The 19,022-nt window shown below is 75.0% G+C and carries 14 protein-coding genes; 9 read left to right on the forward strand and 5 right to left on the reverse strand.

The genetic code is table 11. The features are described from left to right. Nucleotides 1–13 precede the first annotated feature (13 nt). The 4 genes from CCE01nite_RS06505 to CCE01nite_RS06520 are packed head-to-tail and all read left to right on the forward strand — an operon-like array spanning nt 14 to nt 5,625. Nucleotides 14–979 carry a carbohydrate ABC transporter permease gene (locus tag CCE01nite_RS06505; protein WP_084142391.1) on the forward strand — a complete coding sequence of 322 codons (966 nt, stop codon included), beginning with the start codon at nt 14–16 and terminating at the stop codon, nt 977–979. Between the two features lies 1 nt (nt 980). Further along, nucleotides 981–1,949 carry a carbohydrate ABC transporter permease gene (locus CCE01nite_RS06510; protein ID WP_084142390.1) on the forward strand — a complete coding sequence of 323 codons (969 nt, stop codon included), beginning with the start codon at nt 981–983 and terminating at the stop codon, nt 1,947–1,949. A gap of 3 nt (nt 1,950–1,952) precedes the next feature. After that, on the forward strand, nt 1,953–2,945 hold the full coding sequence (locus tag CCE01nite_RS06515) for a glycoside hydrolase family protein (RefSeq protein WP_052103296.1): 993 nt from the start codon (nt 1,953–1,955) through the stop codon (nt 2,943–2,945). Nucleotides 2,946–2,949: 4 nt separating this feature from the next. Beyond that, nucleotides 2,950–5,625, forward strand: a complete 2,676-nt coding sequence (locus tag CCE01nite_RS06520; RefSeq protein WP_052103294.1) for a glycoside hydrolase family 32 protein — start codon at nt 2,950–2,952, stop codon at nt 5,623–5,625. Between the two features lie 69 nt (nt 5,626–5,694). Here CCE01nite_RS06520 and CCE01nite_RS06525 read toward each other — a convergent pair whose 3' ends face one another. Continuing rightward, nucleotides 5,695–6,711 (reverse strand): hypothetical protein, encoded by a 1,017-nt coding sequence (locus tag CCE01nite_RS06525; protein ID WP_141372090.1) that lies wholly within the window; start codon nt 6,709–6,711, stop codon nt 5,695–5,697. Between the two features lie 109 nt (nt 6,712–6,820). On the opposite strand from CCE01nite_RS06525, the gene CCE01nite_RS06530 reads away from it, so the two are divergent. Beyond that, a complete protein-coding gene (locus tag CCE01nite_RS06530; protein WP_211254490.1) occupies nt 6,821–8,077 on the forward strand; it encodes a sensor histidine kinase in 1,257 nt (418 codons plus the stop codon). After that, nucleotides 8,074–8,679 carry a response regulator transcription factor gene (locus CCE01nite_RS06535; protein ID WP_034624388.1) on the forward strand — a complete coding sequence of 202 codons (606 nt, stop codon included), beginning with the start codon at nt 8,074–8,076 and terminating at the stop codon, nt 8,677–8,679. The genes CCE01nite_RS06530 and CCE01nite_RS06535 overlap by 4 nt, the downstream gene beginning before the upstream one ends. Here the strand turns inward: CCE01nite_RS06535 and CCE01nite_RS06540 are convergent. Further along, nucleotides 8,676–10,847 (reverse strand): ATP-binding protein, encoded by a 2,172-nt coding sequence (locus CCE01nite_RS06540; protein WP_170223942.1) that lies wholly within the window; start codon nt 10,845–10,847, stop codon nt 8,676–8,678. The two genes, CCE01nite_RS06535 and CCE01nite_RS06540, sit on opposite strands and share 4 nt — an antisense overlap. A 201-nt stretch (nt 10,848–11,048) precedes the next feature. Between CCE01nite_RS06540 and CCE01nite_RS06545 the strand changes: the two genes are divergently transcribed. Next, nucleotides 11,049–12,254 (forward strand): saccharopine dehydrogenase family protein, encoded by a 1,206-nt coding sequence (locus CCE01nite_RS06545; protein WP_034634774.1) that lies wholly within the window; start codon nt 11,049–11,051, stop codon nt 12,252–12,254. A gap of 282 nt (nt 12,255–12,536) precedes the next feature. After that, complete coding sequence (locus tag CCE01nite_RS06550) at nt 12,537–13,259, forward strand: dienelactone hydrolase family protein (protein WP_034634772.1); 723 nt, start codon at nt 12,537–12,539, stop codon at nt 13,257–13,259. Between the two features lie 130 nt (nt 13,260–13,389). On the opposite strand, the gene CCE01nite_RS06555 is transcribed toward CCE01nite_RS06550, so the two are convergent. Continuing rightward, the gene (locus tag CCE01nite_RS06555) at nt 13,390–14,304 is read right to left on the reverse strand and encodes an alpha/beta fold hydrolase (RefSeq protein ID WP_246056350.1); all 915 of its coding nucleotides are present in this window, start codon (nt 14,302–14,304) and stop codon (nt 13,390–13,392) included. 64 nt (nt 14,305–14,368) lie between these two features. Between CCE01nite_RS06555 and CCE01nite_RS06560 the strand changes: the two genes are divergently transcribed. Continuing rightward, on the forward strand, nt 14,369–14,842 hold the full coding sequence (locus CCE01nite_RS06560) for a MarR family winged helix-turn-helix transcriptional regulator (protein WP_034634770.1): 474 nt from the start codon (nt 14,369–14,371) through the stop codon (nt 14,840–14,842). 133 nt (nt 14,843–14,975) lie between these two features. On the opposite strand, the gene CCE01nite_RS06565 is transcribed toward CCE01nite_RS06560, so the two are convergent. Further along, complete coding sequence (locus tag CCE01nite_RS06565) at nt 14,976–16,655, reverse strand: glycoside hydrolase family 27 protein (protein ID WP_052104473.1); 1,680 nt, start codon at nt 16,653–16,655, stop codon at nt 14,976–14,978. A gap of 135 nt (nt 16,656–16,790) precedes the next feature. Beyond that, nucleotides 16,791–18,911: a family 43 glycosylhydrolase gene (locus CCE01nite_RS06570; RefSeq protein WP_034634768.1), complete on the reverse strand. Its 2,121-nt coding sequence runs from the start codon at nt 18,909–18,911 to the stop codon at nt 16,791–16,793. Nucleotides 18,912–19,022 lie beyond the last annotated feature (111 nt).

The raw sequence follows: 19,022 nt of genomic DNA on the forward strand, positions 1-19,022 counted from the left end.
GGACAGGACTCCCATGGTCACCCCCAGCTCCGTCGCGCCCGGCCGCGTCCTCGCGACCCGCCCGCGCCGCGGCCTGCTCCACCGCGGCGACCGCCGCGCCACCTCCGGGCGGTCGCACGAGGCCCGGACCGCCTCGTGGATGGTCGGCCCCGCCGGCCTCCTGCTCACGACCTTCCTGGTCGTCCCCGTGGGCCTCGCGTTCGCGCTGGCCTTCACCAACGCCCGCCTCATCTCCCCGCGCCCGGCCCGGTTCGTCGGTCTCGACAACTTCGTCAACCTGAGCCAGGACCCCGTCTTCTGGGCGTCGCTGCGCAACACCCTCGTCTTCGCCCTGGTCGTCGTCCCGGTGCAGGCCGGGCTCGCCCTCGGGCTCGCGCTGCTGGTCAACGCGAAGGTCCGCGGGACGACCTTCTTCCGGACCATCTACTTCGTGCCCGTCGTGACCTCGATGGTCGTGGTCTCGCTGCTGTGGCGGTTCCTCTACCAGGAGGACGGCCTGCTCAACCGGCTGATCTCGATCGCGTCGTTCGGTCACTACACGCCGATCGACTGGCTCAACGACCCGCGCACCGCGCTCGGCGCGATCATCGTGATGTCGGTCTGGCAGGCGGTCGGGTTCCACATGCTCATCTGGCTCTCGGGCCTGCAGACCATCCCCGCGGAGCTGTACGAGGCGGGCGCGCTGGACGGCGCGACGGGCTGGGCGAGGTTCCGCTGGATCACCTGGCCGAGCCTCGTGGCGACCCGCACGTTCGTCCTCATCACCATCACGATCGCGGCGCTCAGCCTGTTCACGCAGATCAGCGTGATGACCCAGGGCGGCCCGCTCGACTCGACGACCACGGTCGTGTTCATGGCCGTGCGCACCGGCTACCAGCAGCTCGCGACCGGCTACGCGTCGGCGATCTCCCTGGTGTTCTTCGTCCTGGTGCTCGTCGTGGCCGCCGTCCAGCGCTACCTGACCCGGGAGAAGGTCTGAGATGACCGCCACCGTCCCCACCGCGGGAGCCGTCCCCGCCGCGGGCGCCGTGCGCGCCGCCCGCGTCGTGCCCGTGCCCACCCGTGCCGGCAAGCGGGCCCGCTCGCGCCGCGCGACCGTCGGCGTGCTGGTCCTGCGCGTGCTGCTCGCGCTGGTGTTCGCCCTGCCGCTGCTGTTCCTGTTCGTGTCCTCGCTCAAGCCGGACCTGCGGATCTTCGCGGACCTGGGGAGCTGGCGGGCGTTCCTGCCCGTCGGGCCCCTGACGCTCGAGAACTACGCCGGGGTCTTCGAGCGGGTGCCGTTCGCGCGGTTCCTGCTGAACTCCGTCGGCATCGCCGCGGTGACCGTCGTGCTCGGGCTCGTCGTGAACTCGATGGCGGCGTTCGCCCTGTCGCGGCTGCGCTGGCGCGGCCAGCAGCTCGTGCTGACCGCCATCATCGCGACGCTGATCGTGCCGTTCGAGACGCTCGCCCTGCCGCTCGTCTGGTGGGTCAACAAGCTCCCGTGGCTCGAGCTCAACGGGTTCTCCCTGGCCCTGACCAGCGGCTGGCTCGACACCTACCGCGTCCAGATCCTGCCGTTCGTCGCGAACGCGTTCTCGATCTACCTCTTCTACCAGTACTTCTCGAGCATCCCGAAGGACCTCGACGAGGCGGCCCGCATGGACGGCGCGGGGTGGTTCAGCATCTACCGCCGGGTGATCATGCCGCTGTCCGGGCCGGCGATCGCGACCGTCGCGATCCTCACGTTCCTGCCGGCGTGGAACTCCTACCTCTGGCCGCTCATGGTCGTGCAGACCGAGGACCTGCGGCCGGTCATGGTCGGCATCCAGTACTTCTTCCAGCTCAACGTCTCGTGGGGCCAGATCATGGCGTACGCGTCGATGATCACCCTCCCGGTGCTGGCCCTGTTCCTGGCGTTCCAGCGGTCGTTCATCAGCTCGATCGCGTCCAGCGGCGTGAAGGGCTGAGCGATGCACCTCCTCCCTGACGCCTGGACCTGGGACATGTGGTTCGTCGACGACGGACGGCAGTTCCACGCCTTCTACCTCAAGGCCTCCCGGGCCCTGATCGACCCCGACCGTCGCCACCTGCGGGCGAGCGTGGGGCACGCGGTCTCCGACGACCTGCACACCTGGACGGAGCTCGCCGACGCGTTCGTCCCGTCCGACGGGCCCGCGTTCGACGACCTGGCCATCTGGACCGGGTCGGTGCTGCGCGGCCCCGACGGCGACTGGCGCCTCTTCTACACCGGGTGCAGCCGCGCCCGGCCCGAGGTCCAGCGCATCTCCGTGGCGCGGTCCCGCGACCTGCTGACCTGGACCCGGGACGCCGGCGCCCCGGTCCTGGAGGCCGACCCCACCTGGTACGAGCGGCTCGGCGACTCGGCCTGGGACAACGAGACCTGGCGGGACCCCTGGGTGTTCCGGTCGGGCGACGAGTGGCACATGCTGCTCACCGCCCGGGCCCGCGACGGGGAGCCGCGCGGGCGCGGGGTCGTCGGGCACGCCGTGTCGACCGACCTCGACCGCTGGGACGTCCGGGCGCCGCTGAGCGCCCCGGACACCGGCTTCGGCCAGCTCGAGGTGCTCCAGCTCGCCGAGGTCGAGGGCCGGCTCGTGCTGCTGTTCAGCTGCCTGGGGGCGGAGCTGTCGGACGGGCGGCGGGCGACCGACGACCGCGGCGGGATCTGGAGCCTGCCGGTCGACTCGCCCACCGGGCCGTTCGACGTCGGGCGCGCCACCCGGCTGACCGACCACCGCTGGTACGCGGGGCGCCTCGTCGAGGACCGCGCCGGGCGGTGGAACCTCCTGGCGTTCCGCAACGAGGACGACGACGGCGCCTTCGTCGGCGGCATCGGGGACCCGGTGCCCGTCACCTGGGACGGCGAACGGCTCGTGCTCGCCGGGTACGACATCAGCTCCGGCATGGCGCCGCACGCGCGCCACCGGCTCACGGGGGAGTAGAACCATGCACCGCAAGGACCAGCACACCGAGGCGGCTCCACGCCGTCGCACCGGACGACGGCTGCTCGCCGTCGCCTCCGCCGTCGCGTTCGCCGCGGCGCTGACCCCGGGAGCTCCGGCCGCCGCGTCGCGACCGGGACCGCCCGCGGCGTACGACCAGGACCTGCGCCCGCAGTACCACTTCAGCGCGCAGGAGAACTGGCTCAACGACCCCAACGGGCTCGTCTACCACGAGGGCGTCTACCACCTGTTCTTCCAGCACAACCCGTTCGGGAACACGTGGGGCAACATGAGCTGGGGGCACGCGACGTCGCCCGACCTCGTGCACTGGACCGAGCAGCCGGTCGCGATCGGCCAGGGCTTCGACGAGCAGGGGCAGCCGATCGAGGACATCTTCTCGGGGTCGGTCGTCGTCGACCACGGCAACACCTCGGGCTTCGGCACCGCGGAGGACCCGCCGCTCGTCGCGGTCTACACGAGCGCGTACACGCTGATGCACCCCACGCTGCCGGGCATCCAGGCCCAGTCCCTCGCGTACAGCACCGACGACGGGAAGACCTGGACCAAGCACGACGGGAACCCGGTGCTGGACATCGGCTCGCGCGACTTCCGCGACCCGAAGGTGTTCTGGCACGAGCCCACGCAGGAGTGGCGGATGGTCGTCGTCCGGGCCCCGGAGCACAAGGTCGCGATCTACGGGTCGACGAACCTCACGGAGTGGACGCACCTCAGCGACTTCGGCCCGGCCGGCGCCGTCGGGGGTGCGTGGGAGTGCCCCGACCTGTTCCCGCTCGCCGTGGACGGCGACCCGGGCAACGTGAAGTGGGTCATGGTCGTGAGCCTCAACCCCGGCGGCATCGCCGGCGGCTCGGGCACGCAGTACTTCGTCGGCGACTTCGACGGGACCACCTTCACGTCCGACGACCCGCCGACCTACACCCCGCCGGCGGGCACGGTCCTCGAGGGCTTCGAGGGCGCGACGTACGGCGACTGGACCGCGACCGGCACCGCGTTCGGTGACGCCCCCAGCACGGGCGACCTGCCCGGGCAGGCCGGCGTCGCCGGGTTCGAGGGCGCGCAGCTCGCCAACAGCTTCCATGGCGGCGACGGCTCCCGGGGGACCCTCACGTCCCCGGAGGTCACGGTGACCGGCGACTACCTCAACTTCCTCGTCGGCGGCGGGACGCACCCGCGCGTCGAGGGGACCACGCTCGACCCGACGCTGCCGCCCGGCACGGTGCTCGCGGACTTCGAGGGCAGCACGTGGGGCGAGGGCTGGACGGCCACCGGCGACTTCGCCGGCGACGGCCCGCGCCCGGGGACGATCGGTGACCAGCAGGCCGTCAGCGGGTACCAGGGCGAGCGGCTGGTCAACACGTTCACCGACCACGACGCGGCCACGGGCACCGTCACCTCACCGACGTTCACCATCGAGCAGGGCTTCATCAACCTGCTCGTCGGCGGCGGCTACCACCCGTACACCGGGGACGGCACCGACGCCACGGCCGTGAACCTCGTGGTCGACGGCGAGGTCGTGCAGAGCGCGACCGGGCAGGACAGCGAGGCCCTGAACTGGGTCGCGTGGGACGTGTCGGAGCTGGTCGGCAAGCAGGCGCAGATCCAGGTGGTCGACAACAACACGAGCGGGTGGGGGCACGTCCTGGTCGACCACGTCATGTTCTCGCCCGAGGCGTCGCACCCCGTGTCGGTCGAGACGTCGGTCAACCTGCTCGTCGGCGACGAGGTCGTGCGCACCGCCACCGGCCCCAGCAGCGAGACGCTCGACTGGACCGGCTGGGACGTGCGCGACCTCGTCGGGCAGGACGTCCGGATCCAGCTCGTCGACAACAGCACCGGCGGCTGGGGCCACGTCCTGGCCGACCAGTTCACGTTCGCCGACGAGCCGGCGCTCTCCGCGACCCAGCGGGCGCACTGGCTCGACCGCGGGCGGGACTTCTACGCCGGCGTCACCTTCAACGGCCTGCCCGACGACCGCCGCGTCATGATCGGCTGGATGAGCAACTGGCAGTACGCCAACGCCGTCCCGACCGACCCGTGGCGCAGCGCCATGTCGGTGCCGCGCGACCTGACCCTCGTCACGACCGACGGGCAGCCGCGCCTGCGGTCCACCCCGGTCCCCGAGCTCCGGTCCCTGCGGAACCGCGCGGTCCCGGTGAAGCGCACCACCCTGGAGCCCGGCGTCACGCCGGTCACGGAGCGGGCCTCGGGCGACCAGCTCGAGATCCAGGCGACGTTCCGCCCGGGCGACGCGGAGCAGTTCGGCCTGCACGTGCGGGTCGGTGACGGGGAGCAGACCGTGATCGGCTACGACGTCGAGCGCAGCGAGCTGTACGTCGACCGCACGCGCTCCGGCGCCGTCGGGTTCAGCCCGGCGTTCCCCAGCATCGAGCGCGCACCCCTCGAGCCCGACGCGTACGGGAACGTCACGCTCCGGGTGCTGGTCGACCGGTCCTCGGTCGAGGTGTTCGCAGGCGAGGGGCAGGTCGCGATCACCGACCTCGTGCTGCCCGCCCGCGGCAGCGACGGCGTCGAGCTGTTCTCGACCGGCGGGCGCGCACGCCTCACCGACATGAAGGTGTGGCACCTGGCCTCGAGCTGGACCGGCACGCACCCCACGCCGGCGCCCAGCGGCAGTGCGGCCCCGCCCGCGCAACCGTGACCTGACGGCGCGCGACGCACGCACGGCGGCGGCCCGGACCGAGCAGGTCCGGGCCGCCGTCGCGCCAGGTCACAGAGCCAGCAGGACCGTCACCCCGACGACGAGGTCGATCACGATGCACGCCTCGGCGAACCAGCGCCAGGTGACCCGGTCCGCCCGGTGCAGGGCGACGTCCCACGCGACGTGCAGGAGCCACCCGGCGGCGACGACGGGCCCGGCGACCGCGACCGGTGCGGTGGCCGCGACGGCGGCGAGCCCGAGGTAGACGACGAACCCGGCGACGTGCGCCGCGAGCAGCCGGTCGAGGTGGAGCTCGCGGCGCACCGCCCCGATCACCAGGTACTCCGCGCCGAGCACGGCGAGCATCCACGCAGGGGGGATGCCGGGGCGCAGCCACGAGTCGAAGGTCAGGCCGAGCGCGAGGAGCGTCGGCCAGCGGTGCGCGACGGCCTCGACCGCTCGCCACGCCGCCGTGCGCGCCGGGGCGTGCACGTGCCCGCCCGTGTACTCCGCCCGGCGCACGAGCATCACGGCCGCCATCGCGGGGAGCATCAGGAGGTGCCCGACGACGAGCGCGTCGGCCGCGGACACCAGCCCCGCCCAGTACGGGACGAGGCCGGCCGCGAACGGCAGGACCATCGCCGCCGACATCTCGCCGACGGCGCGGGCACCGTGCCCGCGGTGCACCATCCAGACGGCCATGCCGAGGGTCATGGTCGTCGCCATGACGAGCGCCGGGGCCTCCGGGCCGGCCGCGGCGAGGTCCCACCCGGCCGCGCCGGCGAGGGCCGTCGCGACGGGGGCGAGCAGGAGCATCCCGAGGAGCATGGCCACGGCCATGCCGCCGAGATGGCGGGCGAACGTCGCGGCCGGCCCGCGGGGAGGGCGTGGCGGGGTCGTCGCGGTGCGGTGCTGCGTGGGTGCGGGCCGCGTGGGTGCGTGCTGCGTGGGCGTGTGCTGGGCAGCCGCGTCGTGGGCGGGCGCGTGCTGGGTGGGTGCGGGCCGCGTGGGTGCGTGCGGGTCGGACGCGCCCTGGGCGGACGTGTGCGGGCTGGGTGCGGAGGTCGGTGCGTGTGTCGTGGTCATGGAGCCACGCTCGGCCCGGAGCGCGCCCGCGGGCCCCGGGCCCGGCGCACCGGATCCGGTGCGGACCGCACGGGTCCGCCGTGCGCCCCTCGCGCCTAGCATCACGCGTGTGAGCACCGTCGCCGCGTCGCCCTGGTCGGCCGCTCCGCGCGACCGCCGGCTGGGCCGCGCGCGGGCGCTCGTGCTCGTGTGGCTCGCGACCACGGTGTGCACGAGCCTCGTCATGCCCGGGATCGGCCTGCTCGAGGAGTCGCGGCCGCTGTGGGCCGGGCTCGGTGCGCTCGGGATCGGGGCATTCACCGTGGCGTCGGCCGGTGCGGTGCACGGTGCCGTGACGCCGGGGACGACGGCCGGCACCCGCCGGGCCTGGACGCTCGCCCTCGCCGGGACGGCCGTGGCGTCGCTCGCGCTGGTCGCACCCGTCGCCGCCGGGCGGTGGGCGACGTGGGCGTGGGTCGGCGCGGGCGTCGTCGGCATCGCGCCGCTGCTCGTGACGTGGCGGTGGGTCGTCGTCGTGGCCTCGGTCTGCTCCGCGGCGAGCGTCGTGGTGGCCGGGCTCGTCGGCGGCTCGGCCGTGCAGGCGCTCGTCGTGACCGGCGGCATCGGCCTGTCCGTCGCGGCGGTCAACTGGGCGCCGGTGTGGATGTGGGCGCTCCTGCTCGACGCCGACGCCGGCCGCGACGCCCGCGCGCGCCTCGCCGCGGGGGAGGAGCGGCTGCGGTTCGCGCGCGACGTGCACGACGTGCTCGGGCACAGCCTCACCGTCATCGCGCTCAAGGCCGAGCTCGTCGCCCGCCTGCCCGCGGGCGACCCCGCCGTCCGGGACGAGGCCGGGCAGATCCAGCGGCTCGCCACGACGGCGCTCGCGGAGGTGCGCCAGGCCGTGCACGCCTACCGCTCGGTGGACCTGCACGAGGAGGTCGCGGCCGTGCGTCAGGTGCTCGACTCGGCGGGCGTGCGGTGCACGGTCGTCGGGGAGGCCGCGGACGTGCCGCCCGACGCGGCGGCCCGCCTCGCGCCCGTGCTGCGCGAGGCCGTGACCAACGTGCTGCGGCACAGCCGCGCGACGTGGTGCCGGGTCGAGGTCGGCGTCGAGGCCGGTGCCCCGGGCGGGGAGGACCACGCGACCGCCGTGCTGACCGTCCGCAACGACGGCGTCGACGCGCGGGGGGCCGACGCGCACAGCTCGGGGCTCGACGGCGTGGCGGCCCGGCTCGCGGACGCCGGCGGGCGGCTGCGCGTCGAGCGGCTCGGGGACGAGTTCCTCCTCCGGGCGAGCGTGCCGGTGCCGGTCGCTGCGCCGGTGCCCGACGGCGCGCCGCTGCCCGACGGTGCGTCCGCGACCGCGGAGGGCGCGGCCTCGTGATCCGCGTCCTGATCGCCGACGACGAGGAGCTGATCCGCTCCGCCGTCGCCGCGCTGCTCGCGCTCGAGCCCGACCTCGACGTCGTCGCGCAGGCCGCCGACGGCCCGGCCGCGGTCGCCGCCGCGCTCGCGCACCGTCCGGACGTCGCGCTCGTCGACCTCGAGATGCCGGGGCTCGACGGCGTGGGCGTCGCCGCGGAGATCACGCGCGCGCTGCCCGGGTGCCGCGTCGTCGTCCTCACCGGCCGCGGCCGACCGGCGCACCTGCGCCGCGCGCTCGAGTCGGGCGCGCGGGGGTTCGTCACCAAGGGCACGTCGGGCGCGACGCTCGCGGGAGTGCTGCGGACCGTCCACGCCGGCGAGCGGTACGTCGACCCGGGCCTGGCCGCCGACGCGCTCAGCGCCCCGCCGTGCCCGCTCAGCCCCCGCGAGCTCGAGGTGCTGCGCCTCGCCGCGTTCGACCTGCCCGCGTCGGTCATCGCCCAGCGGGCCCACCTGGCGCCAGGCACGGTGCGCAACTACCTGCTCGCCGCCCAGACGAAGCTCGACGCGGCCACCCGCGCGGAGGCGGTCCGGACGGCCGAGCGGTTCGGCTGGCTCTAGCGGTTCGGCCGGCTCTCGCGGTCAGGCCGGCTCCCGCGGTCACCGCTCGCCGGGACCGGCGTGTGCGCGTCGCCGGTCACGTGCTGCAGCCCGTGCACCTCGAGCTCCCACAGCGCGTCGCACAGCCGCCGGACGCCGAGCGCGAGGTGGCGCCGGAACGTGCTGAACGGGACGCCGAGGCGCCGGGCGGCCGACTCCTGCGTCGGCGCCCCCGCGAGGTGCAGCGCGCTGACGGCGTCGTACCCGCGCCGGCCGGCCTCGTCGGCCCGGAGCGCGCCGAGCGTGGCGTGCAGCACCGCCCGCAGCGCCGCCTGCGGGTCGGTCGCGCCCGGCGGCACGAGCCGGGTGCGCAGCAGCGGGGTCGACGCGAGCGCGTCGCGTCGCCGCCAGCCCCGGAGCGCGTCGCGCACGGCGGCGTCGAAGTCCGCGCGCGCGAGCACCGGGCGCGGCTCGGGCCGCGGGCGCTCGACGGCGTCGCGCTCCGGCAGCGGGCTCATGATCAGCTCGATCCAGGGGGCGAACGGCACGTGGCGCCAGTCGTGCACGTAGAGCGCGTACGCGTCGGCGCCGACGACGGGCCGGGCGCCCACGTCGGCGAGGTCCCAGTACCGGCACACCGGCCCCCAGGTCTCCGCGTCCCGGTACACGCAGAAGCAGTGCGCGAGCCCGGTCGAGCGCGAGATGTCGGCGACCGTCTCCCACAGGACGAGGCTCATGACCGCCGAGGGCTGCTGGTAGCGCTCCGGGTGCACCGCGAACCGCGTCACCGCGACGTGCTCGCCGGGCCGTAGACCGCCCGTCGTCGCCACGTGCTCCCAGGCGGCGGCGACGACCGGGTCGACGGCCAGGTCGTCGGTCCGGGGAGCGTCCAGGTGCAAGCGCGCGGAGAACGCGACGGGCTCGTCCGACCCCGGCCACCGGTACACGCGGAACGCCTGCGGCTCGCGCGCGACCCAGTGCGCGGCGATCGCGGCCGACTCCGGCCCCTCGGCGGTCGCCGCGAGCCGCAGCACCGCCGGGACGTCGGCCTCGGTCAGCGGGCCGGACCGCACCTCGCCCTCGCGCTGCCAGCTCGGGTCGCCGTCGGGCCGGAACGGGAAGAGCAGCTCGCCGACGACGCTGATCGCCGCGCGCTCGTCGACGGCCCGGAGGCGGCGCAGCAGGGCCTGGGTCAGCCGGTCGCGGACCGCACCGAACGCCTCGGGGTCCCGCCAGCGCAGGTCCTCGGCGAGCGCCTCGCGCACCGCGTCGTGCGGGTGGAGGCCGTGCGGCACCGCCTCCACGAACGGCAGGCCGCGCAGCCAGGCGAACAGCGCGTGCGCGTCCTCGTCGGGCAGCGTCGCGCGCAGCAGGTCCTCCGTCGTCGTGTACGCCTGCGCGCTGACCTCGAGCGCGCGCCGGTGCGCGGGCGAGGGCACCTCCCCGACGAGCCGCGCGAGCAGCATCGCGAGCACGTCGCCCGACGGGCGCCACTCCTGCGGCTGCGACTCCGCGCCCCGGACGACGGCCGCCGCGAGCGAGAGCACCAGGGGGTTGCCGCCGGCGAACCCGAGCACGGCGCCGTGCCCGGCCTCGTCCAGTCCGGCGGCGGTGAGCAGCGCCGCCGACGTCCCCGGCCCCAGCGGGCCGAGCGCGAGGGCGGTCACGGCGCCGGCCCAGCCCGGGTCGACGCGCCACTCGACGTCGGGCGGCGTGCGGCCGGCGAGCACGACGAGGACGTCGTCGGGCAGCCGGGGGAGGAACCGCTCGCGCAGCCACGCCTCGAGCCACGGGCCGTGCTCGAGCGAGTCGACGACCAGCACGCACCGCGGGTCGACCAGCGCACGGGCCCCGGTGTCCTCGAGCGCGGCGGCGGACGGCCCGACGGAGCGCGCGTCGAGCTCGACGACCGGCCGGCCGGCCGCGCGCGCCCGGGCGACGAAGCGGCGCAGCAGCGTGGACTTGCCGATGCCGCCCGGCCCGTGGACGTGCACGACCCGCGGCGCGTCGGGGCCGCCGGCCAGCGCCTCGGCCAGCACCCGCTGCTCGTGCTCGCGACCGACGAAGGCCCGCTCCCGCGCGGCGTCGAGCCGCTGCGCGAGCCGCTGCCCGGACGGCGCGGTGGGCGGACGGTCGAGCAGCGGGCCGGCCTGCTGCGACGCGGACCTGGTGACGGGCTCGTCGGGCACGCGGACCCCCTTCGACGCCGCCGACCCTATCGCCGGGTGAGCACCCGTGAGCAGGGGTGAGCAGCGGACGGCAGCCCCACACCCTGGCGGGCGAGCACCCGGCCGCGGCACGGTCGGGGTGCAACGCCGGCCGCCCGCCACGGGCCCGGCCACCACCCGCCGGCGAGCGCCGCGCGGGACCACCGAACGTCGGGGAGACGCATGACCGAGACGACCGCCGCACCGGAGCACGACGCCGTCCTGTGGGGTGCCACGGGCTACGTCGGGCAGATCCTCGCGGGCCACCTCGCTGCGCAGCACGCCGCGGGCACGAGCGCGGGTCGCTGGGCGCTCGCGGGCCGTGACCGGGACCGCCTCGCGCGGGTCCGCGACGACGCCGGGCTGCCCGCCGACACCCCGCTGCTCGTGGCCGACGCCGACGACCCGCGCTCGGTCGAGGCGCTCGTGCGCGGCACCCGGCTCGTGCTCAGCGTCGTCGGCCCGTACGGCCGGCACGGCTCGGCGCTCGTCGCGGCCTGCGCGGCGCACGGCGTCGACTACGTCGACCTGTCCGGCGAACCGCGCTGGGCCCGGCGGATGATCGCCGAGCACGACGCGACCGCGCGGTCGACCGGCGCCCGCCTCGTGCTCTCGGCCGGGTTCGACTCGGTGCCGTTCGAGCTCGCGGCGCAGGTGCTGCAGCGGGAGGCGCACGCCCGCTGGGGGTCGCCGCTGCCGGCGCTGTCCTGCCGCGTGCTCGTCGAGGGTGACGCCGGCTTCTCGGGCGGCACCCTGGCGAGCCTCGCGGCCGAGGTGGAGGCGGCGCGCGCGGACGGTGACGCCCGCGGGCTCGTGCTGCCGAGCGGGTACGCGGGCACGCAGGGTCCGCTCAGCGCCGAGCCGGCGCACGACGACGCGCTCGGCATGTGGGTCGCGCCGTGGGTCCTCGCGCCGATCAACGTGTGGAACCTGCACTGGTCGAACGCGCTGCGCGGGCAGGCGTGGGGTGACCTCACCTACGACGAGATGATGCTCGCCGGGCCCGGCCCCGTCGGCGAGGCCACCGCGACCGCGATCGCCGGGATGATGGCCGGCCTGGTGGACGCGCCGCCGCGGCTCCCCGGCGAGGGGCCCGACGCCGCCGCGCGCGACGCCGGCGCCTACACGGTGCTGCTGACCGGCTCGGCGCCGGACGGCCGGCGGCTCACGTCGGTCGTCACCGCGCAGGGCGACCCCGGGTACGGCTCGACGTCGCGCATCGTGCTCGAGGTCGCGAGGGGGCTCCTCGTCGGTGCCGCGGAGCCCGGTGCGGGCGGCGGGTTCTGGACCCCCGGCGCGCTGCTCGGCGAGTGGCTCGAGGACCGGCTCGCGGCGCACGCCGGCCTGACCTTCACGACCCAGGGCGCCGCCGACCGGCACGTGGTGTGAGGCCGGGGCCGCCCGGGCGGCGAGCGCCCGGGCGGCCGCCGCGCACGAACCTCACCCCGCGGCCGCGACGGTGAGCAGCGGCCGGCCTTCGGTACCCGCGCCGGTCGAGCGGAAAGCGCTGGCGGCCCGACCCCGACCGCCGCTACGGTCCGAGAGCCGTGCGGCAGGACGAGGAGGTGGTACCCGTGGACGCAGTGTCGACAAGGGTGCTCCCCGTCAGGATCACGGTCGGACGACAGGTCGTCCGGGAGCGCCACCCCAGCGCTCCCGAAAGGCACGACCATGCGCTTCACCTCTGAGCAGCGCCACGACGACGGCGTCCTCGCACGCGACTTCTCCCTCGGCGACATCCCCGGGACCCTCTGGACGCCCCGGACCACGCCCGCGCCGCTGATCCTGATGGCGCACAACAACGGCCTGCCCCGGTCGGACGCCCGGCTCGTCGCCCGGGCCCGGTACACCGCGGGGGTGCACGGCTACGCCGTCGCGTCCGTGGACGGGCCGGGCTCCGGCGACCGGCCCGGTCCCGCCGCCGTCGAGCGGGCCGGCGCCGACCTGCGCCGGGCGATGCAGGCCGGCGAGCCGGTCGACGAGATCCTCGAGACGCTGGTCGGCGCGCTCGTCGACGCGGCGGTCCCCGACTGGACGGCCACCGTGGACGCCCTGCTCCGGCTCCCCGAGATCGACGGGCCGGTCGGGTTCACCGGGTGGGCGGCCCTCGGCATCCGGCTCGCCGTGGCCGAGCCACGCATCGCGGCGCTCGGTCTGTTCGCCGGCGGCCACGTCCCCCGCGCCCAGCGGGAGCACGCCCGGCAGGTCACCGTCCCGCTGCTCCTCCTGCTGCAGTGGGACGACGAGGGCAACCCCCGCCAGCGCGCGCTGGACCTGTTCGACGCGTTCGGCAGCACGGAGAAGACGCTGCACGCCAACCGGGGAGGGCACCTCGGCACCCCGGCGTTCGAGCTGGAGGACACGTGCCGGTTCCTCGACCGGCACCTGCGCTGAGCGGAGGTCGACGCGGTGCGCGGCCCTGGCGGGCGGTTGCGGTCCCCCGCCGGTGCCGTGCCCGGGCGACGTCACGGACGTCACCGCGGGGGACGGGACCTCGCGCCGTCCGCGCGCCCGTCTGCCCCCCTCAGCGCCGCTCGTCGACCCGTGCGGTGTGGTCGAGGATCGCCGCGGCGAGCGCCTCCGGGGCCTCCTGCGCGACGAGGTGCCCGACGCCCTCGACGTGCACGGCGTCGACCTCGCCCGTGCTGACCTGGCGGAACGTCGTCGCGGTCGCGGGGTGGTTGACGCCGTCGACGGCGAGCACCGGGACGGCGAGCGGGCGGGCCTGCGCGAGCGCCCGGGTGGCGCCGTCGTCGGCGAAGAGGCTCTGGTAGAGGCCTTCGGTGCCGCGCCAGGCACCCGGGCGCGCGTAGGTGCGCACGAGCTCGTCGAGGTCGTCGTCGGTGACGGCGCCCTCGGTCCCGTTCATCAGCGGGTACGCCCAGCCGGCGAGGAGCTCCCGCTCGCGGCCCGGGAGCAGCAGGGACGGGATGCCGGGCGCGCCGAGGAACCCGACGTGCCAGGAGCCGTGGGCGTTCACGTCGGCGAGCGCCTCGAGCCCGTACCCGGCGAGCGTCGACTCCACGGCGGTCAGGCTCAGCACGTCCTCGGGGTGGGTCGCCGTGAACCGGAACCCCACCCCGCCGCTGATGTCCTGGACCACGAGGTGCACGGGACCCTCGCCCAGGTGCTCGACGAGGCGGTGCAGGTCCTCGGCGGCGACGTGCTCGCCGACCTCGGTGCCGTCGGTGCTGGAGTCGCCGAAGCCGCGCAGGTCGAGGGCGTGCACGCGGTGGGTGCCCGCCAGCAGCGGGATCAGCTTCCGGAAGGCCCACCAGGTCTCCGGCCACCCGTGCACCAGGAGGATCGGCGAGCCGGTGGTCCCGGCCGAGACGTGGTGGAGCCGCGTGCCGTTGACCTCGGTGAGGTGGTGGGTCACGCCGGGGACGGTCGCGCCGGCGGGGGTGACGACGGGCATGGTGGCCTCCAAGGTGGACATCTAGGTTGTCCATCAAGCTAGACACCTAGGTTGTCCATGTCAAGTGCGTGACTAGGCTGGCCCCATGTCGCGATCGGGCGCCGACCTGGCGCTGCTCCTGCTCGCCGGCTTCCGGGCGATGGCGGACCAGGCCCAGACCGAGCTCGCGGGACGCGGCCACGAGGACGTCCGGCCCGTGCACGACTTCGCCCTCCGGGCGATCCTCACCGGCGCGGACAGCGCCTCCGAGCTCGGCCGCGCGATGTCGGTCACCAAGCAGGCGGCAGCCAAGACGATCGCCGCCCTCGAGACGCGCGGCTACGTCGCGCGCGAGCCCGACCCCGACGACGGGCGCCGGATGCGCCTGCGCGTCACCGAGCACGGGCAGGCCCTGATGCGCGAGGGGGAGGCGGTCTTCGCCGAGCTCCGTGAGCGGTGGGAGCGGCAGGTCGGCGCGGCGTCGGTCGCGGCGCTCGAGGGCACGCTGCGGCAGCTCGTCGGCGACGACGCGATCCGCATCGACCGGCCCGGCTGGGACGCGGCTGACCCGGACGCGTAGACCTGCCCCACGGCGGTCCACCGGTGCCCCTGGAGGGGCCGGGCGGACCGGCTCGTGCCGAGCGCGCGCGGGCCGCCGCCGAGCAGAGCCGGGGCCGCAGCGCTCGCGGACCCCGGCCCCGGCAGGAGCGCGCCTACCGTCGCGACCAGCGCTGGTTCGCGGCTCCCGAGCAGTGCCACAGCAGCACGGCGGTGTTGTTGGCGGTCAGGTTGCGGTCCACGTCGAGGCACAGCCCGGACCGCACGCCGCGGATCGTCCCGTCGCCCTGCGCCGTCCACTGCTGGTTCGTGCCGCCGTTGCAGTCCCACAGCTGCACGCGCGTCCCGGCCACCGCGCTCGGCGGGGCGTCGAGGCACTTGCCCAGCGAGCGCAGGGTGCCGGCGCTCTCGGTCCACTGCTGGTTCGCGCCCGTGCCGCAGTCCCAGATCACGAGGCCCGTGCCGTTCGCGGTCGCGCTCGCGGGGACGTCGAGGCAGCGGCCCGACGCGGCGCTGACGAGCGTGCTCCCGGTCGGGGGCGTCACGACGCCGCCGGGCGTGACCCGGTAGAGCGCGGCCCCGTGCGCGGGGACCTGGGCCGAGAGCGACCCCGCGGTCGTCCCCGTCGCGCCGGTCCACAGCTCGCGGTAGGTGTGCGTGCCGGAGCCGAGGCCGACCTGCCCGAGAGTCGTCGAGATCGACCGCGCCCCGCCGCCCCGGTTGAGCAGCGCGACCGCGACCGAGCCGTCGGCGAGCGGCTTGGCCCAGACCTCGGCCTCGCCGTCGTCGCGCACGCGGTCGGCCTGCCGGACGAGCGGGTCCTGGTCGATCGCCAGCACGTCGCGGTTCGTCAGCACCGCGCGCACGTCGGCGGTCATGTTCCGCAGGTCGTTGCCGGCGATCAGCGGGGCGCTGAGCATCGCCCACATCGTCATGTGCGCCCGGTTCTCCGTCGGGTTCAGGCTGCCGCGCACGCCCACCATGAGCATGTCCGGGTCGTTGTACTGCCCCGGCCGCGTCCACTCGCGCATCGGCTCGATGATGTCGAGCGCCTCGGTGATGCCCACGAAGCAGTCGGCCGTCGGCGCGCAGCCCGTCGACCACGCGTCGTCCAGGTCCTCGGACGTCCGCCACATGTCCGCGAAGGAGCCCCAGCCCGGGTAGGTCGGCGCGGTGTTGGAGTGCGCGCTGTTCGGGTTGATCGAGTAGACGATCGGGCGGCCGGTCGCCTTGAGGGCGGAGCCGAACCGCGCGAACAGCGTCGCCTGCTCGGTGACCGAGCCGCGCGGATCGCACCAGTCGTGCTTGACGTAGTCGACGCCCCACGAGGCGAAGAGATTGGCGTCCCGCGTCTCGTAGCCGTTCGACGAGGTGCCGGGCCGGTTGCCGAAGTACTGGTCGCAGGTCTTCTCGCGCGGCGCGTGGTAGATCCCGAACTTGAGGCCCTTGCCGTGGATGTAGTCGCCCAGCGCCTTCATGCCCGACGGGAACCGGTCGGCCCGGACCTGGAGGTTGCCGCTCGCGTCGCGGGTGTCGCGCATCCAGCAGTCGTCGACCACGACGTACTGGTACCCGGCCGCGGCCATCCCGCTGCTCACCATGGCGTCCGCGGTCTGGCGCACCATCCCCTCGTCGATGCCGCAGTAGAACGTGTTCCAGCTGTTCCACCCCAGCGGCGGCAGCGGCGCGGGCTCCTCGACGGTGGGCGGTGGAGCGGCGGCGGGCGCGGGGCCGACGGCGGACGCGGGGCCGGCTCCGACGGCGAGGCCGGCGGTCAGGAGGGACAGGGTCGCCACGCAGGCCGCGGCCCAGCGACGGACGGTCGGAGAGGACATCGTGCACTCCCTTGTGCAGTCGGGCGGTGACGCGCGCTCGGGCAGGAGCGCGCGGTCGTGCGGGTGCGTGCGGACGTGTGGGTGCGTGCGGACGTGTGGGTGCGTGCGGTCGGCGACGGCCGCGTCAGGGCGCGGTCAGGGCGTGGTGAGGTCGAAGCTGCGGACGGTCACGGCGCCACCCAGCGCGCGGGTCGCGTGGTTGAAGATCCCGAACCGGTAGCCCATGAAGAACTGCCACTCGTTGTTGAGGACGAAAGGGGGCCCGAGCGGGACGAACGTGGTCCCGTCGGTGCTGTAGGAGAACGTCGCCGTCCGCCCCGAGCCCGGCCGGATGTCCGCCGTCGCACGGAGCCAGACCCGCCCGCCGGACAGGGCGGCCGACGCGCGCTCGACCCCGGTCCCGGTGGTCGCCCACGAGCTGTTCATGCTCAGCCCGTCCGTCATCACGACCCGGCTCGTGCCGCCCGAGCGGACCACCCCGATCCACGCCGACGACTGCCGCAGCATCGCGAGGCCCGACCGGTCACCGTCGGCCATCGCCGAGACGTCGAGCTCGATCGTCGCCGTCGACGACGGGCCCTGGATGCGGTGCGTGAGGGTGTTGCGCGCGGCGTACAGGTCATTCGTGACCGTGGCCGTCTGCAGCCGCAGCCCGTTCCCGACGCTGAACCGGCTCGTGTCGGGGTTGTGGTTCCACTCCCACCGGTGGCCGAGCGCGGGGCCGGCGAAGGTGTCCCGGCCCGTCATCGGGGCGACCGTCCGGGTGGTCGCGATGACCGGCCGCGGGTACGTCGCCCCCCAGCGCCCGTTGACCGTCTGCACGGACGGCCAGCCGTCGGCGCTCCAGGTGATCGGGGCGAGCGTCGGCATCCGGCCGCCGGGGTACGCGTCGGTGAACGCCATGTACCACCAGTCGCCGGCCTGCGTCTGGACGAGCCCGCCCTGGTGCGGCACGCCGCCGCCGGGGATCGGGCCCGGCAGGTCGAGGAGCACCTGCCGCATCTCGTACGGGCCGAACGGCGAGGTCGACCGCAGCACGTACTGGCCGTTCGCGGGCCGGGTCAGCCAGATGTAGTAGTAGCCGCCGCGCTTGTAGAACCGGGCGCCCTCGAGGGTCCCGACGCTCGCCGGGGTCTGGAAGACCTGCTGCGCGCGGACCTGGGCGGTGCCGTCGGCGTTGAGCTGGGCGACGCTGATCGTGCCGTTGCCGTACGCGACGTACATCGTGTCGTCGGTGTCCACGAGCAGGCCCGCGTCGTAGTAGCACTGGTTGAGCCGGGCCTTCTTGGTCCACGTCCCGTCGACCGCCGACGCGGTGTACACGTACGTGCGGTTGAACTCCGTGCAGCCGATCCAGTAGTACGTGCGGTTGCTCGGGCGGTAGCCGAGCGTGGACGCCCAGATGCCCTTGACGTACTTGCGCCCGCCGGTGAGGTCGTACCCGGCGTCGTCGAAGTCGAGGCGGGGCACCGAGTGGCCGGCGTACTCCCAGTCGACCAGGTTGTACGACCGCAGGACGGGCGCACCGGGCGAGTAGTGCATGGTCGACGCCGAGTAGTAGTAGGCGTCGCCGACGCGGATGATGTCGCCGTCGGCGAAGTCCTGCCAGACGACGGGGTTGGTGAAGGTCCCCGTCGGGGGCGTCGTGGGGGTCGGGGTGGACGTCCCGACGCGGGCGAGGAGCCACTGCTGGTTGGTCCCGCCCCAGTTCGCGTACTGCACGACGTTCCCCCCGTCTGCCGTCGAGGCACCCTGGACCTCGAGCGCCTTGCCGCTGTTGCGGTTGACCAGCGTGACGTAGCCGTCGGTGGTGTCCTGGAGCCGCCACTGCTGGTTCGTGCCGTTGGTGTCGGCCCACTGCACGACCGGTCCGCCGTCGGCGAGCGACCGGCCCGAGACGTCGAGGACCTTGCCCGAGTGCAGGGACCGGACCCGGTAGTACCCGTCGCCGGAGCTGACGAGCTGCCACCGCTGGTTGACGCCGTCGCCCCGGGTCCACTGGGTGATCCGGGCGCCGTCGCTCGTCGCGAAGTTGAAGACGTCGAGCGCCTTGCCGCTGTTGCGGTTGACGAGCACGTAGGTCGCGGTCGTGTCGACGGTGATCGCCGCAGCCGGGGGCGACACGGCCACCGCGAGCCCGACGACGGCCGTGCTGACCGCGAGGCAGAAGGCGGCCCAGCGCCGTCGAGCGCGGGCCCGGCGCGAGGGCGCGCGGCCCCGGTGGTGGCTGGGGTGCTGGTCGCGGTCGTCGCGCATCGCCGTCTCCTGGGGCCGTCACGAGGCTGGTGCCGAGCCCGTGTGAGCGTTCACAACGGCCGCGACCCGGTCACTGTGGCACGAGTCTGCGACGTTCTTCACCGGTGCAAA

It is taken from the genome of Cellulomonas cellasea, from assembly GCF_006538745.1.
Taxonomy (GTDB): domain Bacteria; phylum Actinomycetota; class Actinomycetes; order Actinomycetales; family Cellulomonadaceae; genus Cellulomonas_A; species Cellulomonas_A cellasea.